Source organism: Bradyrhizobium paxllaeri (genome assembly GCF_001693515.2).
GTDB classification, from domain to species: domain Bacteria; phylum Pseudomonadota; class Alphaproteobacteria; order Rhizobiales; family Xanthobacteraceae; genus Bradyrhizobium; species Bradyrhizobium paxllaeri.
The window spans coordinates 4906732-4923571 of sequence record NZ_CP042968.1; the positions used below are offsets into that span (position 1 = coordinate 4906732).

The following is a 16840-nucleotide window of genomic DNA, read 5'->3' on the forward strand; positions in this document are numbered from 1 at the left end:
CTCGGTCTACTATGTGGCTGAACAGGATCCGGCAAAGGCCGAAGCGATTATCGCAACCATGATGGCCCCGAACGAAAGGGTCGAAGCCCTGGGCCCGCTTCCGGAGCCGGCCGTCAAAGCGCTCGGACTGAAGCCCGGCGACTTCACCCACGGATGAATTCAAGCGAAGGTTCGAGATACCCGCGCGCCGGACCAGCGCGACCGAACCGTCACTTGCACGGCTTGGAATCCCTGACGTCAAACTTGCCCATCGCGCCCGCAATCACGAAATCATTGTAATCGAGCACCAGCGCGCGGGAGACGCCGTTCTCGAACAGCTCGAACGACATGGCGTAAACCGGCGTCTGCTCGCCTTCCTTGGTCTTGGCGTCGCGGTCGTAATAGCTGACGGTCACCGGCCAGCGGGTCAGCGCCTTCATCTGGTCGTTGGCGGTCGCGGGATCGGGCGTCGCGATGCTGCGGGTGCCCGGGATCGGCTGCCCGATCACCGACAGCGTATTGTAGACCTTCTCGCCATTGTCGGAGCCATCGTAGACCATCAGTTCCAGCACCGACTTGCCCTCACGGGCGGCCGCGATGATGTGCTGGATCTGCTCGGTCGGGAATACCACCTTGCCGTCGAGCTCGAATGTCTTCGCAACAGGCTGCTTCAGCTTGACCGAGATGCGGTCGCCGACCCGCTCCGCCATACCATCGATCGGAGCGGAATCGGCATCGTTCATCCGGCTATTGATCTTGAAGCGATAGCTCTTGCCGGCGCCGTCCTCCCAGGAATGCGAGCGCAGATCGCTCAGCGTCAGCTTACCCTCGCCGCTGTCGAGTTCCGACACCTGGCGGAAGTCGGAGGTGTAGCCCTCGCAGGCGCTCCCTGAGAAATTGTAGAGAATGCGTCCGCGCGCGCCCGAGATCGCATTGGTCCCGCGCGACTTGACCAGCTTCAATTCATACAGCGCCTGATGGGAAAGAAACGGCCCGCTGGCGCCCGCCAGCGCCGGTCCGTTCGAAAAGCCGGATAGCAGGGTCGCGGCAACCGAGAACGCCAACGCACGAACCGGAATCGGGAACGAGCTAGCCATGTCCAGTTTTTTCCTCGAAGGGAGATTCGGTTACATTAGTGATGGCTCCATTGCGTCGCAACTAGGGCGGGGTTACGAAAACGTAAGAATTGGAGACCGAAGCGCCCTGTTTTTCGATGTTTTCGGGCAGGATCTGCGCTCGATCACGGCAGAGGACGCCGAGCCGCCGTCGCTTGCAACTAGAGGCGCGATGCGCGAAACAATGCGCGCCTGATAGAAGTCAGGGCATAGTCACAACAAGCGGGGACACAAAAACATGGCGAGCACGGTCGAACAGAAGCTGGCGGCACAAGGTATCGTCCTGAACGAGCCCCGCACCCCGATGGCGAACTATGTCGGCTTCGTGCGCACGGGCAATCTGCTGTTCGTCTCCGGCCAGGTCTGCGCCAATGCGGAAGGCAAGCTGATCGCCAAGGGCAAGCTCGGCGCCGGCGTCACCATCGAACAGGGCTACGCCGCGGCGCAGGGCTGTGGGGTCAACCTGCTGGCCCAGGTCAAGGCCGCGCTCGGCGATCTCGACAAGGTGGTCCGCGTCGTCAGGCTTGGCGGCTTCATCAATTCCGCGCCTGATTTCCTCGACGGACCCAAGGTGCTCAACGGCGCCTCCGACCTGATGGTGACGGCCTTCGGCGACAAGGGCCGCCATGCCCGCACCACCGTCGGCGTGGCTTCGCTGCCCTCGGACGCCGCCGTCGAGGTCGACGCCATCTTCGAAGTGTCCTGAGCGGAGAGCTCTCTCGTGCGTGCCCCGGACTGGCTGACGGCGCGGCCGGTCGCTCATCGCGGCCTGCATGATATTGCGCGCGGCATCGTCGAAAACATGCCGGCGGCCGCGCAGGCCGCCGTCGACGGTAATTTCGCCATCGAATGCGATATCCAGCTTTCGTCCGATGGCGAGGCGATGGTGCATCATGATAACGCGCTTGGCCGCCTCACCGAGGGTTCTGGTGCGTTGCTGGGCAAGACCGCGGCCGAACTCAAGGCGATCACGTTCAAGAACACGCCGGAGCGGATGATGACGCTCGGCGATCTCTGTTCGCTCGTCGCCGGCCGTGTGCCGCTGGTGATCGAAGTGAAAAGCCATTTCGATGGCGACCGCCGGCTGGTGAAGCGAATGGCGGAGGTGCTCGCCTCCTATGACGGCCCCGCGGTCGGCATGTCCTTCGATCCGGATCAGGTGTTGGCGCTGCGCGAACTGATCCCCGGCCGCGCCCGCGGCATCGTCGCCGAACGCAAGTATACCGCCGAAGAATGGCCGGAAGCATCAGTGGAACAGCGTCGCGGCATGACGCATCTGCGCCACTCCTTCTGGAGCCGGCCGGATTTCGTCGCCTATTGGGTCAACGAACTGCCCGCGGCCGCCCCCTGGATCGCCCGCAACATCTTCGGCCTGCCGCTGCTCGCCTGGACGGTACGCACACCCGAGCAGCGCGCCCGTGCTGCACGCTACGCCGACCAGATGATCTTCGAGGAGTTCCTGCCGGGAACCTGATCCGCGCCGTGCGGCCTTGAAGTCGTCGTTGCAATGCACGATCTTTGGGGTGGTCACCATGGGCGATGGCTGATCGCATCATGGGACCGGTCCGATTTTCTAGATGGCATCATCCGAAATCACCCTCGAAGCCGTCCCCTCCGTCAGCGACATCAAGGCTGCGGAATGGGACGCCTGCGCCAATCCGGCAGGCGATCCGAACAGCCTTGAACATCTCGACACGCTGGCCCCGCGCAGCGGCTCCTGTGCCCTTGCAAAGCCGCCCTATAACCCCTTCGTTTCGCACGCGTTTTTCGCCGCCGTGGAGGCGTCCGGCTCGGCCTGCGCCCGCACCGGCTGGGGCCCGCGCCATCTGCTGGCCCGGCTCGACGGCGAGATCGCCGGCGTCGTGCCCTGCTATCTGAAATCGCATTCGCAAGGCGAATATGTCTTCGACCGCGGCTGGGCCGACGCCTATGAACGTGCAGGCGGACGTTATTATCCGAAACTGCAGGTCTCGGTGCCGTTCACGCCCGCCACTGGGCCGCGGCTGTTGATCCGCGACGGCGTCGACCGCGAGCTGATCGGCTCGGCGCTGGCACGCGGACTGATGGCGCTCTGCAACGCGACCGGCGCCTCCTCCGTGCATGTGACCTTTGCCCGCGAGGCGGAAGCAAAATTGCTGGGCAAGCACGGCTTCCTGCAGCGGAACGACCAGCAGTTTCACTGGCACAACGAAGGCTACGGCACTTTCGACGATTTCCTGAATTCGCTGAACTCACGCCACCGCAAGTCGATCAAGCGCGAGCGCCGCGAAGCGGTGGCCACCGGGGTCACCATCCACCGTCTGACCGGCGCCGACATCACCGAGGAGGCCTGGGACGCGTTCTTCGCGTTCTACATGGAGACCGGCTCGCGCAAATGGGGCCGCCCCTATCTCACCCGCAAATTCTTCTCGCTGATCGGCGAGAGCATGAGCCGCGACGTGATGCTGGTGATGGCCAAGCGCAACGGCCGCTGGATTGCAGGCGCGATCAACTTTGTCGGGTCCGATACGCTGTTCGGCCGCAACTGGGGCGCGATCGAGCATCACCCGTTCCTGCATTTCGAGGTCTGCTACTATCAGGCCATCGATTTTGCGATCGAGCGCGGCCTGAAAATCGTCGAAGCCGGCGCGCAGGGCGAGCACAAGCTGGCGCGCGGCTACCTGCCGCAAACCACCTACTCCGCGCATTTCATCGCCGATCCTGATTTGCGCCGGGCGATCGCAGACTACCTGAAGCGCGAGCGCGCCTATGTGGCGGAGGTCGGGCGCGAGTTAACGGAAGCCGGCCCGTTCCGCAAGGCCGCCGACGAGGCTTGACCTGTTCGGCTGCCGACGTGAAATTGAAATCAAACCTCGAGGGAAAAGCCATGCCCGCCTATGACACCAACAACCCCTTCGCAAAAATCCTGCGCGGCGAGTTTCCCTGCCATAAGGTCTACGAAGATGACCATGTGCTGGCGTTCCTCGACATCATGCCGCGCTCGCCCGGCCACACGCTGGTGATCCCGAAAACCCCTGCCCGCAACATTCTCGACATCACCCCCGACGATTACGCCCATGTCGCGCGCGCCGCCCACAAGATCGCCGCCGCTGCGATGAAGGCGTTCAAGGCCGACGGCATCACCGTGCAGCAATTCAACGAGCCCGCCGGCGGACAGGTCGTGTTCCACCTGCACATGCACGTGATGCCGCGCCATGACGGCGTGGCGCTATTGCCGCCCGCGAGCCGCAAGGAGGATGTGACGGTGCTGGAGGACAACGCGACCAAGCTGATGGCGGCGTTGGGTTGAATCTTATCCTCCCCTTGAGGGAAGGATCGGTTCGCATGCAATGCGAACCGAGGTGGGGTGACGGTCTCTCCACCTCCAACAGTGTTCGTGTTGATAGACCGTCACCCCGCCCCGTCACGCATCTTGCGATGCGTGACGACCCGCCCCCTCAAGGGGCGGGTGAAGCACACCTACTCCCCCTCCACATCCCCGCTCTTCTGTGCCGCCAGCGGCGAGAATTCGCAGCGGTCCGGCTTGACGTCGAGCAGCGGCGTCTCGTCGAGACAGTCGAGGCCGCGCACCAGGATCGTGTTGCCCTCGACGCCAACGAACTTCACGATCGATGTGCCGATCGGATTCGGTCGCACCGGCGAGCGCAGCGAGAAGGTGCCGCGGGTTTTCTGGTTGTTCTTCGGGCTTTGCAGCACCAGGTCGCGGCGCGACTGGTGCAGCCAATAGATCACTTCGAGATTTTCGTAGAAATCGACGCCCTTGATCGCGGGCACCCAGGGCTCGAAGATTTCGAGCCGGCAGACCGGGCCGTCCTGGCGGCCTTGCCGCGGCGTCTCCAGTCGCGATTTCCAGGGCGTGCGGATGCGGCCGACAAAGACGAGCCCAGCATCGCGGGCCGGCGGCACATCGACGGTGAGTTCGCCCTCGCGGATTTCGTTTTCTCGAACCATTTTCTAATCCAGTGAAATGTTGAGCGCCTTTATCACACCTGCCCATCGCGCGCGATCGGTCGCGACGAATTTATCGATCTCGGCCTGGCTTTTGGGCCGCAGCGGCGGGAAACCGACCTTGTCGAGCGAGGCGCGGAACGCGTCATCGTCAGCGCCTTGTTCAAACTGGCGGTGAGCTTTTGTGCGACATCGTCGGGCAATTTGGCGGGCGCGGAGACGCCATACCAGACGCTGACGCCATAATCCGGATAGCCGCTTTCGGCCATGGTCGGCACGTCAGGCAGATCGGGGATGCGCTGCGCGGAACTCACGGCCAGCGGCCGCAGCAAGCCGCCCTTGACCGGCGGCAAGGCCGTACCGAGCGTATCGAACATCAACTGGATATTGCCTGACAGCAGGTCCGTCAGCGCCGGGCCTGCGCCCTTGTAGGCGACGTGGACCATGTCGACGCCGGCCATCTGCTTGAACATCTCGCCGGCGAGGTGAATCGTACCGCCGGTTCCGGCCGAGCCGAAATTGAGATTTCCCGGATTCTGCTTCGCATAGGCCACGAACTCCGCGACCGTCTTGGCGGGTACGGAAGGATGCACCTCCATCACCACAGGGAGATCCGTGACCAGCGTGAGCAGGCGGAAATCCTTCTGGGGATCATAGGGCAGCTTCTTGTAGAGCAGCGGGTTGAGCACGAAAATCGACGCCGCCGTGAAGAACAGCGTGTAGCCGTCGGGCTCGGAGCGCGCCGCGGCTTCCGCGCCGATCGCGCCTTGGGCGCCGGCCTTGTTCTCGACCACCACCGCCTGCTTCAGGTCACGCGCCAGATATTCGCCGACCATGCGTCCCAGCACATCGGTCGGGCCGCCCGCGGCATAGGGCACGATCAGCTTGATCGGGCGGACCGGATATTCCGCTGCTTGGGCTTGCGGCACGGCAAAGATCAGCGCGCAGGCCAGCGCCGGCAGTTTCAGCCAGTTCATTTTTGTTTCCCCGACGTTTCTTATACGCCGGAGAGTAGCGGATTATCGGCGGCCTGCAATCAACCGAGCCACCATTTCCCAACCACGAGGACGATCTCACCGGAGACCACGCCGGCAAAGATCGAGCGCCGCGTCAGCATGAACACCGCAAAGCCGGCGGCGACCGCACCATAGCGCAGCCAGTCCGGTACGCCCGCCAGCACGCCCGGCGGCTGCACCAGGATTTGCGCGATGACGCCGGCGAGGATCGCGGTCGCCACCGCCCTCACCCACACCAGAACTTCCGAGCCCTCGTCGACACCGGCGCCAAACCACAGCCCCGCCATCCGCCAGATCTCATTGGGCAGGAAGCCGGCGAGCACCAGGATCAACAGCGCCTGCGGGCTGCCGAAGAACTCACTCATGCGCGCGCCCTCTCCCGCCACCAGTGAAAACCGTAGGCGATGGAGCCGGCCATGATGCCGCTGATGAGAATATCGACGCCGGTATGCAGCATCGAGATCAACGGAAACAGCGCGAGCCCGAGCACCAGCGCCAGCACGTCGGAGATATGCCGGCAATTGCGCGCGGTCGACAGCAGGAACGCCAGCGGCGTCAGCAGCAGGATCGCCGCGCCGAACAGCGGCGGCAGCTTGGCAGCCAGACCATAGCCGAGCGTGGTCGCGATCATGCACACGGTAACGAGCCCGCAGCCGAGCCCATGTGTGAACGCAATGCGCCGCTCGCGCGGCACTTTTGGCAACAGCCGGTAGCATTCGACCCACAGGGTGACGGCGATGAAATGCGTGACCAGTACGAGGTGACGGCGCCTGGTCTTGGGCGTTTTCATCAGCGGCAACACCGACACCACCATCGGAAACAGCCTGATGGCGCTGACGGTGACCGCAATCGCCGCCTGCACCGCGGTCGCGCCGGAGCCGAGCGTCGAAATCAGGATGATCTGCGCCGGCCCCGCCCAGACCAGGATCGTACTGCCGAGCACCCAGCCCAGGCTGAACCCGCTGTCATGGGCCAGCGCGCCGATGCCGAGATAGGTCGCAAACAGCACCAGCGTCAGTACCGTGGATGCAACCGAGCTCATACCCCATGCGAAGGCGCGGAGCGGGCTTTTCCATTGGAGAGAGTCGAGCGGAGGTAGTGCCACGGGTGACCGGTGAGGTTGAGTTCGCTGGGCATAGGGCTGGCGAAAGCAGCCCGCGTCAAGCAAGCGAGGCTCAGGGCGGCTATGCAATCCGCAGCGGTGACGCGCGGCTGGCTTTGTCAAAGGCGACAACCCAGTCACGCTGCTCCTCGGTGTCCGGCACGATCACGCCGCGGGCCGCTCTGATCAACGCAAGCGCTTCCTCGGCCTCAATACCCGAACAGATCATTGCGCAAGCAGCGATAATGGACGATCGGCCAATCCCTGCCCGACAGTGAACCGCAATCGAACGACCGCTGGCAATACCGTCAGCTATCGAACGGGCCACCTCCAACGTTCGCTCGGCTTCCGGCACGCCACGATCCGGAATCGGAAAAGAGATGAACTCGATTCCGCTCGCCCGGCAAAGCTCGGATTCCCGCTGCAATCCAAGTTCAGAGACCTCCTCCCGTTCGAGAAGACTTACGACCAGATCGACGCCCGAAGTCTTCCATCCAGTGATGTCCACCTCCAACCAATCATCGGCGCGAGGACGGGCCATAATGGCGAGCCGACCTGGCATCTCTATCCAGTGCAATCGGGACATTCGAGCCTCGACCTATCCAGCAAGGAGCTTACGCTGTCCGGAGTTGGCGCGTTAACGCCAGCCAATCCCGGGATAGACTGCATCGAACAGCCCAACCCATACCATCATCGCGCAGGCGCCAAGCGTCATCGCGGAGGCAATTCTCACCTGCGTCTGCACGAACGCCCTCTTCGTCCATATCACGTAGGCCAAAACCGCGGATATGAGTACCGGGGCGACGACAACCCACACTATTGCGAAAAGAAAATGTTTCACAACACCCCACAGGTAGGGAATGCTGTCGATGTTGAGCTTCAAGACGGCATCAACGACTTGTATGAGCAAAACACTCACCAACAGCGCAATAATCGCGCGTGCGGCCATGCCGTAGCGGTAGACATAGAACAGGAACACCGAGAAGCTCCAGGCGAGGCACAGAGCAACCTTCTCCCATCTGACGGTGCTACTTATCCAGTAGCCAGGGCTCGGGGCTTTAACGGCCCACAACAATGCATTTTGCCAATCCGCATCCAGCGAAAGCCACAGCACCAGGCTCCCTGCACATAAAATCCAATGAGCGAGACGCTCTACAAATCCAGGCCGATTCACAATTGTCAGTTCGCTTGCGGGAAGTTTCCGACAAGCTACGCAAGCGGCTCAAATAAACAAAGAACAATCGGAGATTGATTCCCGGACATCGCGGAGCTCGCATCGGGCGCGCATTCGCGCGCCCGATGGCTCATCCGCGCTACTTCACCCCGGCACGCCTCTATTCCTCAGCACAAAACACGCACCGCCCGCCTTGCGGATGCTGTTGCAGAGGCCGTCGGCTTCGCCGCGCGTGTCGGCGCCGAAGCGCACCTGGTAGAACGTGGCCGGGCCGCGGCTGCGCAGGCGCGAGGTGAGGATAGAGGGGTCGCGATTGCCAATCACGCTCGAAAGGCGCGAGACCGCGCGTCCATACATCGCGAGCGCCTTGTCGCGGGAAAAGCCGGCGGCGAGCTGCACGCCCCATTGCTTCGCGGCGGCGAGCTTCACGCGCTCCTCCAGACCGGCGACGAAGGGATTGGGCGCCTGTTTCAGGAGCGCCATCAATGCGCGGCAGCTCGAAGCCGGGATTCGTTCGGGCTGTTTGCCGCCCTTTCCCGCTCTTGCCCAATCTTCCACCGTGGAGCCGGTAATGGCGAGCACGTAGTTGCGCGTCTCCTGCGGCATCGGACCGGTGCCGGCAAGCCACTCCTGCACCCGGCGCGGACCGGCATTGTAGGCGGCAGCCGCGAGCCCCAGATTGCCGAACTGCTCGCGCAGTTCGGCGAGGAACTCCGCCGACTTCGGCAGCGCCTGCACCGGATTGAAGGGGTCGAGCAGGCCGCGATCGTTCGCGGTGCCCGGCATGAATTGCGCAATGCCCTGCGCGCGCTCGCCGCTACGCGTCACCGGCCCTACCGCGCCCGGCTGAAAGCGGCTCTCCTGCCAGATCACGCGCGCGAAAAATTCCAACGGCAGGTTCGACTCCCGCGCCGCCGATTCAATCATCAGGCACATCGCCTCACGCGCCTCGCTTTCGCGCGCCGGGGCGTCCGCCTTCCGGATCGCGGTCGCGCTCGACCGGGTGGCCTCACCCGCATCCTCGGCGCCGGCGCTCGCAAACGAGGCCAACAGCAATACCGTGCACCATAGGGCGCGAAGAAACCGACCTCTTGGCATGGCAGCTCGCAATCCGGGGAAGCGCATTGCAGGAAAACGTTAAGTCAAACGATCATGGCTTGCAGGTGGATCCACCGTTCCAGTGCCGTCCACGGCCTTTTTGCACTGCAATTGCGCGGAAATCCCTGCTTTCGGAACCGCCGTTAGTTTACGTTAATGCCGCATTTTGCGCCGGGCGGACTTCTGCGGGGAGCAAAGCGGGGTAAAAGTCTCCCTGTTTGCTGGGAGACTTTCAATGCAGGATCGACGCGAGAGCGTGCGCGATAAAGTGATGTATGGCGGCGTCGCCGAGATCGGCGAGCGTGGCGCGACGCGCGAATGCATCGTCCGCAACATCTCCGATCGCGGTGCGACCATCGAGTTCAGCAATGACGTCCAGTTGCCAAAGGAACAGCTCTCGCTGCGGATCGCGCGCAAGGGCCGCTCCTTCCTCGCCAAAGTGATCTGGTGGCGCGATAATTTCGTCGGGGTCGCATTCCGCGCGGAAAGCCCGGCCGAGCCGGTCTCCGATATCGAGGAGCGGCTGCGCAAAAGCGAGATCAAGAAGCGGCAACTCCAGCGCCAGATCGACGAACTGCTCGGCGAACGCTGAAGGCTCGCAGGGCCTTACGCACCACGATAGACAACCTATAGTGCAGCACAGCCCACCACGGTCTTGTTGGAGGTAACATGTCTCCAAAACCGCCAGACGACCTGCCCGTCTATCGCCTCCTGACCGGCAGGGACGACGCGGCGTTCTGCCGGCGCGTTTCCGAAGCCATTGAGCTCGGATACGTGCTGTATGGCTCGCCTTCCCTGACATTCAACGGCGAATATGTCGTGGCCGCCCAGGCGGTGGTTTGGCCGGGCAGCTAAAGCGTTTTCCAGCAAAGTGGAAGCCGGTTCGCGTCAAGAAAACGCGTCAACTCAAGAATCTAGAGTCCCGTTCCGATTCAATCGGAACGGGGCTCTAGGCATCAAAAAGCCGGCGGGTCCTGCGACACGCCGGCTCTTTGTTTCAGATGTGAGGCCGCTACACCTTGACCAGCGGGCCCTTCGAGGCCGGCCCCTTGGAGCCGCCGCCGCCCCCATTGGGGCCGCCCGGCTTCGGCTTGCGCTTGCGCGACACCGGCAGCTTTTCCGGCTTCGGCGTGACCGGTCCCTCGACGAACTCGAAGCCGATCTTGTCCTTGTCCTCGGCGTCCTTGACCAGCACGACGCGGACATGGCCGCCGCCCTTGAGCTGACCGAACAGCACCTCGTCCGCCAGCGGCTTCTTGATGTGCTCCTGGATCACACGGGCCATCGGCCGCGCGCCCATCTGCTCGTCATAGCCATGCTCGATCAGCCAGGCCTTGGCGGGCTCCGACAGCTCGATGGTGACGTCGCGGTCGGCGAGCTGCGCCTCGAGCTGCAGTACGAACTTCTCGACCACCATGCCGATGACGTCGGCATTGAGATGGGCGAACGAGACGATCGCGTCCAGCCGGTTGCGGAATTCCGGCGCGAACTGGCGGTTGATCGCCTCGTGGTCGTCGCCCTCCCGCTTGTTGCGCGTGAAACCGAAGGCCTGGCGCGCGAGATCCGCGGCGCCCGCGTTCGTGGTCATGATCAGGATCACGTTGCGGAAGTTCACCTGCTTGCCGTTGTGGTCGGTCAAGCGGCCGTGGTCCATGATCTGCAGCAGCACGTTGTAGAGATCCGGATGCGCCTTCTCGATTTCGTCGAGCAGCACCACGCAATGCGGATGCTGATCCACGCCGTCGGTCAACAGGCCGCCCTGGTCGAAGCCGACATAGCCGGGAGGCGCGCCGATCAGGCGCGACACCGTGTGCCGCTCCATATATTCGGACATGTCGAAGCGCAGCAGCTCGACGCCGAGCGAGGCCGCCAGCTGTTTTGCAACTTCGGTCTTGCCGACGCCGGTGGGGCCGGAGAACAGGTAGGAGCCGATCGGCTTCTCCGGCTCGCGCAAGCCGGCGCGCGCCAGCTTGATCGAGGCCGACAGCGACTCGATCGCCTTGTCCTGGCCGAACACCACGCGCTTCAAGGTCTGCTCGAGATGCTTCAGCACCTCGGCATCGTCCTTCGACACGCTCTTGGGCGGAATCCGCGCCATGGTTGCGATCGTGGTCTCGATTTCCTTGATGCCGATGGTCTTCTTGCGCCGATTCTCGGCGACCAGCATCTGCGCCGCGCCCGACTCGTCGATCACGTCGATCGCCTTGTCCGGCAGCTTGCGGTCGTGGATGTAGCGCGACGACAATTGCACCGCCGCCTCGATCGCCTCGTTGGTGTATTTCAGCCGATGATAATCCTCGAAATAGGGCTTCAAGCCCTTGAGGATCGCAATCGCGTCTTCCACCGTCGGCTCGTTGACGTCGATCTTCTGGAAGCGCCGCACCAGCGCGCGGTCCTTCTCGAAATGCTGGCGGTATTCCTTGTAGGTCGTCGAACCCATGCAGCGGATCGTGCCGGAGGCGAGTGCCGGCTTGAGCAGGTTGGACGCATCCATCGCGCCGCCGGAGGTGGCGCCTGCCCCGATCACGGTGTGAATTTCATCGATGAACAGGATGGCATTCGGATGCGCCTCCAGTTCCTTCAGCACCTGCTTCAAGCGCTCCTCGAAATCGCCGCGGTAGCGCGTGCCGGCGAGCAGCGTGCCCATGTCGAGCGAGAACACGGTGGCGGCCGCCAGCACTTCCGGCACTTCGGAATCGACGATGCGCTTGGCGAGCCCTTCCGCAATCGCGGTCTTGCCGACGCCGGCTTCGCCGACGAACAGCGGGTTGTTCTTCTGGCGGCGGCACAGCACCTGGATCGCGCGGTTGATCTCGGAATTGCGTCCGATCACCGGATCGATCTTGCCGTCGCGCGCCTTCTTGTTGAGATTGACGCAATAGGTCTCGAGCGCCTCGCCCTTCTTCTTGGCGTCCTCGTTACCCTTGGTCTCGGTCTCCTCGTCGACGCCGCGAACGGGGCGCGCTTCGGAGACGCCCGGCCGCTTGGCGATGCCGTGGCTGATGTAGTTGACCGCGTCATACCGCGTCATGTCCTGCTCCTGCAGGAAGTACGCGGCGTGGCTTTCGCGCTCCGCGAAGATCGCGATCAGCACGTTGGCGCCGGTCACTTCCTCGCGACCGGAGGACTGGACGTGAATCACCGCGCGCTGGATGACGCGCTGGAATCCTGCGGTCGGCTTGGCGTCGTCGGCGCCATCAGTCACCAGATTTTCGAATTCGGTCTCGAGATAGTTGACGAGGCTGGTGCGCAGCTTGTCGAGATCGACGCTGCAGGCACGCATCACCGCGGCCGCATCCGAGTCATCGATCAGCGACAGCAGAAGATGTTCGAGCGTCGCATACTGATGGTGACGCTCGTTTGCAATCGCCAGCGCACGATGCAGGGATTGTTCAAGGCTTTGGGAAAAAGTTGGCATTCTCGTCCTCTATGGCCCCTCGGTCATCATGATCGCCATTACCCGGTCAGGCAACAACAACCTTCGTCATCCCCTGTCACATAGTGTCATATAGTTACGCACGATCGTGGCGAAAGACCGGTTCCGCAAGCGTGGTTTTCCTCTAAATTTGCGCGCCACGGCTGCACCCCTCCCCCGAAAAACTACCGGGAAACGATCAGCACCGAACTCTGGCTTCCGTCAGCACCGAACAATGCAAGACCCGTTCCTTTGTTCAGCCGGGTCGAGCGCCACGCGCGGCTATTTTTTTTCCATCACGCATTGCAGGGGATGCTGGTGCTTGCGCGCAAAATCCATGACCTGCGTCACTTTGGTCTCGGCAATCTCGTAAGTGAACACGCCGCACTCACCGATCCCGTGGTGATGGACATGGAGCATGATCTTGGTGGCCGCCTCGGCGTCCTTCTGGAAGAACTTCTCCAGCACGTGAACGACGAACTCCATCGGGGTGTAGTCGTCGTTCAGAATGAGGACGCGATAGAGGTTCGGACGCTTGGTCTTGGGCTTGACCTTGGTGATGACCGACGTCGACGGCCCGTTGGTTCCGGCGTTGCGGTTCTCGTCATTGCCCATTCGGGGAGCTGAAGCAGATGACGTTGCCGGCACGGGCGAACAAGCTTTGGAGGATGACTGCAACATGGCTCAGGGCGTTCGAAATTCCACAGGGGTGATGACCGGAAAGCGCATCCTGGCTCGCTCGCGATCGGCTCTGGCATGAGCCACCGCCTCGTACCCAGCAACGCATTTTCCAGATCGCCGCTCCCGGTCCGACCCGTTGACCGGATCGGCATCTGGAATATGGGTCCGCCGCCGGATCACCGCAAGCGCATTGATGCTGCCCTGGCGCGACCCGCGACCGGCCCGATTCCCGGCTCGGCTATCCGAACCAAGGTTAATCGTTTCTGCCGGATTTGACAAAGGACCGTAGTGGGCCGTTTAGCCGCCGTTGACGATACCGGGCTGTGCACGGGCTTTGACCCGTTTTTTGCGGAACCGGTTTACCGCCTGTTCAGCGGCTCGGGCGGAAATGCCCGGTAGAAACCACATTTGCGGTGAGGCCATGCTCGATACAGTCGTATTCCGTCGCATTCGCACGGCTGCACGCCGGTTCGCCGGCGCCAAGGACGGCAACATCGCGATCCTGTTCGGGATCGCGGTCATCCCGATCATCAGCTTCGTCGGCGCGGCGGTCGACTACACCCGCGCCAACAGTGCCCGCTCCTCGATGCAGGCCGCGCTCGATTCGACCGCCCTGATGCTGTCGAAGGACCTGACCGAGGGCACGATTACCGCCTCCCAGATCTCGGCGAAGGCAGACTCGTATTTCAAGGCCCTCTACACCAACAATGAAGCCAAATCGATCTCGATCACCGCGACCTACACCCAAGCCACCGGCAACGGTTCGACCATCCTGGTCAAGGGCTCGGGCTCCATAGATACCGGTTTCATGCGGGTTGTCGGCTTCCCGACCATGGACTTCAATACCAGTTCCACCTCGGTCTGGGGCAACGTGCGCATGCGGGTCGCGCTGGCGCTCGACGTGACGGGGTCGATGAACGACGACGGCAAGATGACCGCCATGAAGCCGGCCGCCAAGGCCCTGATCGACCAGATCGCGGCCCTCGCCAAGAACCCCGGCGATGTCTACATTTCGCTGATCCCGTTTGCCAAGGATGTCAATGTCGGCGCCAGCAACTACAACGAAAGCTGGATCAATTGGACCGACTGGGAGGCGGTAAACGGCACCTGCAGCAACAACAACTACTCGACGAAAAGCTCCTGTCTGGCCAGCAACTGGCGGACCTGGACGCCCAGGAACCACAATACCTGGAACGGTTGCGTGACGGACCGCGACGAGGACTACGACAAAACGAACACCACGCCGAACAACAACACGTCGCTTCCGTCCACCCAGTTTTACGCCGAGCAGTACAACGCATGCCCGGCGCAACTGATGGGCCTTACCTATGATTTCACCGCCCTGAAGGCCAAAGTCGACACGCTTACTCCGAACGGCGGTACCAACCAGACGATCGGCATCGCCTGGGGATGGCAATCCCTCACTCAAGGCGTGCCGCTCAATGCGCCGGCGGAAGATTCCAACTACACCTACAAGAAGGTGCTGATCGTGATGTCCGACGGCCTGAACACGCAAGATCGCTGGCCCTCACACGGCAACGGCCAGACCCAATACAATGGTGCGATCGACGCGCGTCAGAAGATCCAGTGCGACAACATCAAGGCCCAAGGCATCGTCATCTACACGATGCACGTCAACACCAACAATGATCCGACCTCGGCAGTTCTGAAGTATTGCGCCAGCGGTGACGACAAGTTCTCCACCGTGACGTCCTCGAGCCAGATCGCACAGGCTTTCACCGCGATCGGGACGTCGCTCTCGAAGCTGCGCGTCTATCGATAGACCTCGACAAGCCCCGCCAAGAAAACTCAGCCAAGAAAAAGCCCGGCCGAAACGGCCGGGCTTTTTTGTTCCCGGTTTTCACGGCAGCCGCAGCGCTGCATTGACCAGGGGCGCCGCCGCCCCTTGATCATTGTAACCATTGGTTCGACATCCCATGGTGCGTCGCACAATTCCTCCCAGGGATCGTTGCTCCCTCGTTATGTCCGGCCCGCGTCGAAGCAGCACCGCGAATTTGTATTCAAGCCTCGCTGGAATCGATCCCTACCCCGTAGTAGTCGGCTCGGCCTGCCGATCGGAATTTCTGAGTAAGCTCGCCTGCCCGCCGGAACGCTTTCGCCGTATCACTCGCCGTGAGCGCCACGGTGGTGGTGATGTCCGAAAGGCTTCCGCCGGCCGCAGCGGCAAGCACCGCTGAAATCATCGTGGGCTCATCCGGCGCTTCCGCGATGATCAGCCAATCGTAGGGCCCCAATGTCAGATACCAGCTGATCAGTCTACCGCCGGCGGCCGCGAACAATTCCGCCACCGCCTCGGAACGATCCTCCGGATTCGCTGACATCCCCTTGATGGCTGCGGCGGTGTAACGCCCCTGGGAAATGTAGATCGTCATGCTGGCCTCCTCTGCATTCGCCGATGGTCATTCTCCGTCATATGGCGGCGGAGGCCAACTTGTGAGCAATTGACCTCGAAGACCAGCCAAGTCTGTCAGCAATTCTGTCGGTATCTGTCCGGGATGAATGACTGCGGAAAAGCGGACTCGGCCTTTCGCATGACATGGCATATTGCTGACGTCCTTCATTCGAGGTCACGCTGATCGTTGCTTCGTCATCTCGTTGAGCGCGCTGAGTGCGACAGCTCTCAACCCCTCCAGGGTAATGTTTCCCCTTCTCGCGCTCAGCTTCAATTTCTGCGCGATGTAGCGACGCTGTTCATGATCGCCGCCATTGGGAAAGACGCGGCACGTTTCTTCCAAAACGAATTCCATATTTGCAATCGACCGGGCATCCAGCTTGGTCATCACCCTTCCTCTCCACGAGCGCGCCAAGGATCACTTTCAAGTTGCAGACTTCAAACCGGGCGACGAAAGCCACCCGCTCATATGGGCGGCGGCTTCATTCTGGCTGATCCGTCGCAAGACGTGATCCCGGACAGCGCCCGGCGGCAGCATCCTGGCTTGCTCGCGCAACTGCTCCGTATCTTCGGATAACCGTTCTTCAAGCGACAATGTTTGTTTGAACCGACGGCGCTTCATGCGCTGCTCCTTCCCCTGCCTGCTAGCGTGGAGGGCGGGAGCGCAACTGGCGTTCTCATCACCGATGGATACCCGGAGACCGCGCGGTGACATGCTCCAATGCCTGCACCTTCACCAAGTTCCTAAAAAGTGCGACAGTACAAGCAGCACAAGTTGAGTAATTGCAGCGAAATGCTCAGTTGAGGCCGTAGAACTCCGCGCCATTATTCAGCCGCTCCTCGCTCCTGTTCAACCTTCCCGCCAGGCTAGTTCTTGGCTAATCGTTTTGGCCGCTCTC

21 protein-coding genes are annotated in these 16840 nt (G+C 62.2%); 8 read left to right on the top strand and 13 right to left on the bottom strand.

From position 1 onward, the window contains the following. Nucleotides 1-209: 209 nt before the first annotated feature. Entirely contained in the window at nucleotides 210-1076 is an 867-nt protein-coding gene (locus tag LMTR21_RS23495) for a cell envelope integrity EipB family protein (RefSeq protein ID WP_065752898.1), read from the bottom strand. Between LMTR21_RS23495 and LMTR21_RS23500 the strand changes: the two genes are divergently transcribed. The 5 genes from LMTR21_RS23500 to LMTR21_RS23520 all read left to right on the top strand — a co-directional run bounded on the left by LMTR21_RS23500 (nucleotide 1075) and on the right by LMTR21_RS23520 (nucleotide 4383). After that, nucleotides 1075-1290, top strand: coding sequence for a hypothetical protein (locus tag LMTR21_RS23500; RefSeq protein WP_065752897.1), 216 nt, complete (start codon nucleotides 1075-1077; stop codon nucleotides 1288-1290). The genes LMTR21_RS23495 and LMTR21_RS23500 overlap by 2 nt on opposite strands. Nucleotides 1291-1332: 42 nt before the next feature. Next, nucleotides 1333-1800, top strand: a complete 468-nt coding sequence (locus tag LMTR21_RS23505; protein WP_065752896.1) for a RidA family protein — start codon at nucleotides 1333-1335, stop codon at nucleotides 1798-1800. A gap of 15 nt (nucleotides 1801-1815) precedes the next feature. Continuing rightward, nucleotides 1816-2568, top strand: a complete 753-nt coding sequence (locus LMTR21_RS23510; RefSeq protein ID WP_065752895.1) for a glycerophosphodiester phosphodiesterase — start codon at nucleotides 1816-1818, stop codon at nucleotides 2566-2568. Nucleotides 2569-2671: 103 nt separating this feature from the next. Next, complete coding sequence (locus LMTR21_RS23515) at nucleotides 2672-3910, top strand: GNAT family N-acetyltransferase (RefSeq protein ID WP_065752894.1); 1239 nt, start codon at nucleotides 2672-2674, stop codon at nucleotides 3908-3910. A gap of 50 nt (nucleotides 3911-3960) precedes the next feature. Then, entirely contained in the window at nucleotides 3961-4383 is a 423-nt protein-coding gene (locus LMTR21_RS23520) for an HIT domain-containing protein (RefSeq protein ID WP_065752893.1), read from the top strand. Nucleotides 4384-4553: 170 nt separating this feature from the next. Here the strand turns inward: LMTR21_RS23520 and tsaA are convergent, their stop codons facing one another. From tsaA to LMTR21_RS23555, 7 genes are all read right to left on the bottom strand, one after another. Then, complete coding sequence (tsaA, locus tag LMTR21_RS23525) at nucleotides 4554-5045, bottom strand: tRNA (N6-threonylcarbamoyladenosine(37)-N6)-methyltransferase TrmO (RefSeq protein ID WP_065752892.1); 492 nt, start codon at nucleotides 5043-5045, stop codon at nucleotides 4554-4556. Between the two features lie 32 nt (nucleotides 5046-5077). Next, a complete protein-coding gene (locus LMTR21_RS23530) occupies nucleotides 5078-6019 on the bottom strand; it encodes a Bug family tripartite tricarboxylate transporter substrate binding protein (RefSeq protein ID WP_065752891.1) in 942 nt (313 codons plus the stop codon). A 59-nt stretch (nucleotides 6020-6078) separates the two neighbouring features. Further along, nucleotides 6079-6423: an AzlD domain-containing protein gene (locus LMTR21_RS23535; RefSeq protein ID WP_065752933.1), complete on the bottom strand. Its 345-nt coding sequence runs from the start codon at nucleotides 6421-6423 to the stop codon at nucleotides 6079-6081. Beyond that, nucleotides 6420-7163: an AzlC family ABC transporter permease gene (locus LMTR21_RS23540; RefSeq protein WP_065752890.1), complete on the bottom strand. Its 744-nt coding sequence runs from the start codon at nucleotides 7161-7163 to the stop codon at nucleotides 6420-6422. The genes LMTR21_RS23535 and LMTR21_RS23540 overlap by 4 nt, the downstream gene beginning before the upstream one ends. 79 nt (nucleotides 7164-7242) lie before the next feature. Further along, a complete protein-coding gene (locus tag LMTR21_RS23545; protein ID WP_065752889.1) occupies nucleotides 7243-7746 on the bottom strand; it encodes a protein-tyrosine phosphatase family protein in 504 nt (167 codons plus the stop codon). A gap of 51 nt (nucleotides 7747-7797) precedes the next feature. Continuing rightward, entirely contained in the window at nucleotides 7798-8274 is a 477-nt protein-coding gene (locus tag LMTR21_RS23550) for a hypothetical protein (RefSeq protein ID WP_065752888.1), read from the bottom strand. A 204-nt stretch (nucleotides 8275-8478) separates the two neighbouring features. Beyond that, nucleotides 8479-9270: a lytic transglycosylase domain-containing protein gene (locus tag LMTR21_RS23555; RefSeq protein ID WP_246175719.1), complete on the bottom strand. Its 792-nt coding sequence runs from the start codon at nucleotides 9268-9270 to the stop codon at nucleotides 8479-8481. 397 nt (nucleotides 9271-9667) lie between these two features. Here LMTR21_RS23555 and LMTR21_RS23560 point away from each other — a divergent pair, with 397 nt between their 5' ends. Together LMTR21_RS23560 and LMTR21_RS23565 are read left to right on the top strand one after the other, a co-directional pair. Further along, the gene (locus LMTR21_RS23560) at nucleotides 9668-10024 is read left to right on the top strand and encodes a PilZ domain-containing protein (protein ID WP_065752886.1); all 357 of its coding nucleotides are present in this window, start codon (nucleotides 9668-9670) and stop codon (nucleotides 10022-10024) included. Nucleotides 10025-10101: 77 nt separating this feature from the next. Further along, the gene (locus LMTR21_RS23565) at nucleotides 10102-10287 is read left to right on the top strand and encodes a DUF1737 domain-containing protein (RefSeq protein ID WP_065752885.1); all 186 of its coding nucleotides are present in this window, start codon (nucleotides 10102-10104) and stop codon (nucleotides 10285-10287) included. A 157-nt stretch (nucleotides 10288-10444) separates the two neighbouring features. Here the strand turns inward: LMTR21_RS23565 and clpA are convergent, their stop codons facing one another. Next, nucleotides 10445-12850 (bottom strand): ATP-dependent Clp protease ATP-binding subunit ClpA, encoded by a 2406-nt coding sequence (gene clpA, locus LMTR21_RS23570; RefSeq protein WP_065752884.1) that lies wholly within the window; start codon nucleotides 12848-12850, stop codon nucleotides 10445-10447. Between the two features lie 279 nt (nucleotides 12851-13129). Next, on the bottom strand, nucleotides 13130-13462 hold the full coding sequence (gene clpS, locus LMTR21_RS23575) for an ATP-dependent Clp protease adapter ClpS (RefSeq protein WP_057856747.1): 333 nt from the start codon (nucleotides 13460-13462) through the stop codon (nucleotides 13130-13132). 487 nt (nucleotides 13463-13949) lie between these two features. Between clpS and LMTR21_RS23580 the strand changes: the two genes are divergently transcribed. Next, the gene (locus LMTR21_RS23580) at nucleotides 13950-15311 is read left to right on the top strand and encodes a TadE/TadG family type IV pilus assembly protein (protein WP_065752883.1); all 1362 of its coding nucleotides are present in this window, start codon (nucleotides 13950-13952) and stop codon (nucleotides 15309-15311) included. A 238-nt stretch (nucleotides 15312-15549) separates the two neighbouring features. Here LMTR21_RS23580 and LMTR21_RS23585 read toward each other — a convergent pair whose 3' ends face one another. From LMTR21_RS23585 to LMTR21_RS23595, 3 genes are all read right to left on the bottom strand, one after another. After that, nucleotides 15550-15921 carry a GYD domain-containing protein gene (locus tag LMTR21_RS23585; protein WP_065752882.1) on the bottom strand — a complete coding sequence of 124 codons (372 nt, stop codon included), beginning with the start codon at nucleotides 15919-15921 and terminating at the stop codon, nucleotides 15550-15552. A gap of 195 nt (nucleotides 15922-16116) precedes the next feature. Continuing rightward, nucleotides 16117-16329, bottom strand: a complete 213-nt coding sequence (locus tag LMTR21_RS23590; RefSeq protein WP_065752881.1) for a hypothetical protein — start codon at nucleotides 16327-16329, stop codon at nucleotides 16117-16119. 36 nt (nucleotides 16330-16365) lie between these two features. Beyond that, complete coding sequence (locus LMTR21_RS23595) at nucleotides 16366-16563, bottom strand: hypothetical protein (protein ID WP_084030602.1); 198 nt, start codon at nucleotides 16561-16563, stop codon at nucleotides 16366-16368. Between the last annotated feature and the right edge of the window lie 277 nt (nucleotides 16564-16840).

Bases quoted from the DNA above. Each gene is read 5' to 3' on its own strand.
- LMTR21_RS23505 (WP_065752896.1), top strand. From the start codon at position 1,333: ATGGCGAGCACGGTCGAACAGAAGCTGGCGGCACAAGGTATCGTCCTG.
- LMTR21_RS23590 (WP_065752881.1), bottom strand. From the start codon at position 16,329: ATGACCAAGCTGGATGCCCGGTCGATTGCAAATATGGAATTCGTTTTG.
- LMTR21_RS23545 (WP_065752889.1), bottom strand. From the start codon at position 7,746: ATGTCCCGATTGCACTGGATAGAGATGCCAGGTCGGCTCGCCATTATG.
- LMTR21_RS23500 (WP_065752897.1), top strand. From the start codon at position 1,075: ATGTCCAGTTTTTTCCTCGAAGGGAGATTCGGTTACATTAGTGATGGC.
- clpS (WP_057856747.1), bottom strand. From the start codon at position 13,462: ATGGGCAATGACGAGAACCGCAACGCCGGAACCAACGGGCCGTCGACG.
- LMTR21_RS23495 (WP_065752898.1), bottom strand. From the start codon at position 1,076: ATGGCTAGCTCGTTCCCGATTCCGGTTCGTGCGTTGGCGTTCTCGGTT.
- LMTR21_RS23520 (WP_065752893.1), top strand. From the start codon at position 3,961: ATGCCCGCCTATGACACCAACAACCCCTTCGCAAAAATCCTGCGCGGC.
- LMTR21_RS23565 (WP_065752885.1), top strand. From the start codon at position 10,102: ATGTCTCCAAAACCGCCAGACGACCTGCCCGTCTATCGCCTCCTGACC.
- LMTR21_RS23535 (WP_065752933.1), bottom strand. From the start codon at position 6,423: ATGAGTGAGTTCTTCGGCAGCCCGCAGGCGCTGTTGATCCTGGTGCTC.
- LMTR21_RS23530 (WP_065752891.1), bottom strand. From the start codon at position 6,019: ATGAACTGGCTGAAACTGCCGGCGCTGGCCTGCGCGCTGATCTTTGCC.
- LMTR21_RS23515 (WP_065752894.1), top strand. From the start codon at position 2,672: ATGGCATCATCCGAAATCACCCTCGAAGCCGTCCCCTCCGTCAGCGAC.
- LMTR21_RS23580 (WP_065752883.1), top strand. From the start codon at position 13,950: ATGCTCGATACAGTCGTATTCCGTCGCATTCGCACGGCTGCACGCCGG.
- LMTR21_RS23560 (WP_065752886.1), top strand. From the start codon at position 9,668: ATGCAGGATCGACGCGAGAGCGTGCGCGATAAAGTGATGTATGGCGGC.
- LMTR21_RS23555 (WP_246175719.1), bottom strand. From the start codon at position 9,270: ATGTGCCTGATGATTGAATCGGCGGCGCGGGAGTCGAACCTGCCGTTG.
- clpA (WP_065752884.1), bottom strand. From the start codon at position 12,850: ATGCCAACTTTTTCCCAAAGCCTTGAACAATCCCTGCATCGTGCGCTG.
- LMTR21_RS23585 (WP_065752882.1), bottom strand. From the start codon at position 15,921: ATGACGATCTACATTTCCCAGGGGCGTTACACCGCCGCAGCCATCAAG.
- tsaA (WP_065752892.1), bottom strand. From the start codon at position 5,045: ATGGTTCGAGAAAACGAAATCCGCGAGGGCGAACTCACCGTCGATGTG.
- LMTR21_RS23595 (WP_084030602.1), bottom strand. From the start codon at position 16,563: ATGAAGCGCCGTCGGTTCAAACAAACATTGTCGCTTGAAGAACGGTTA.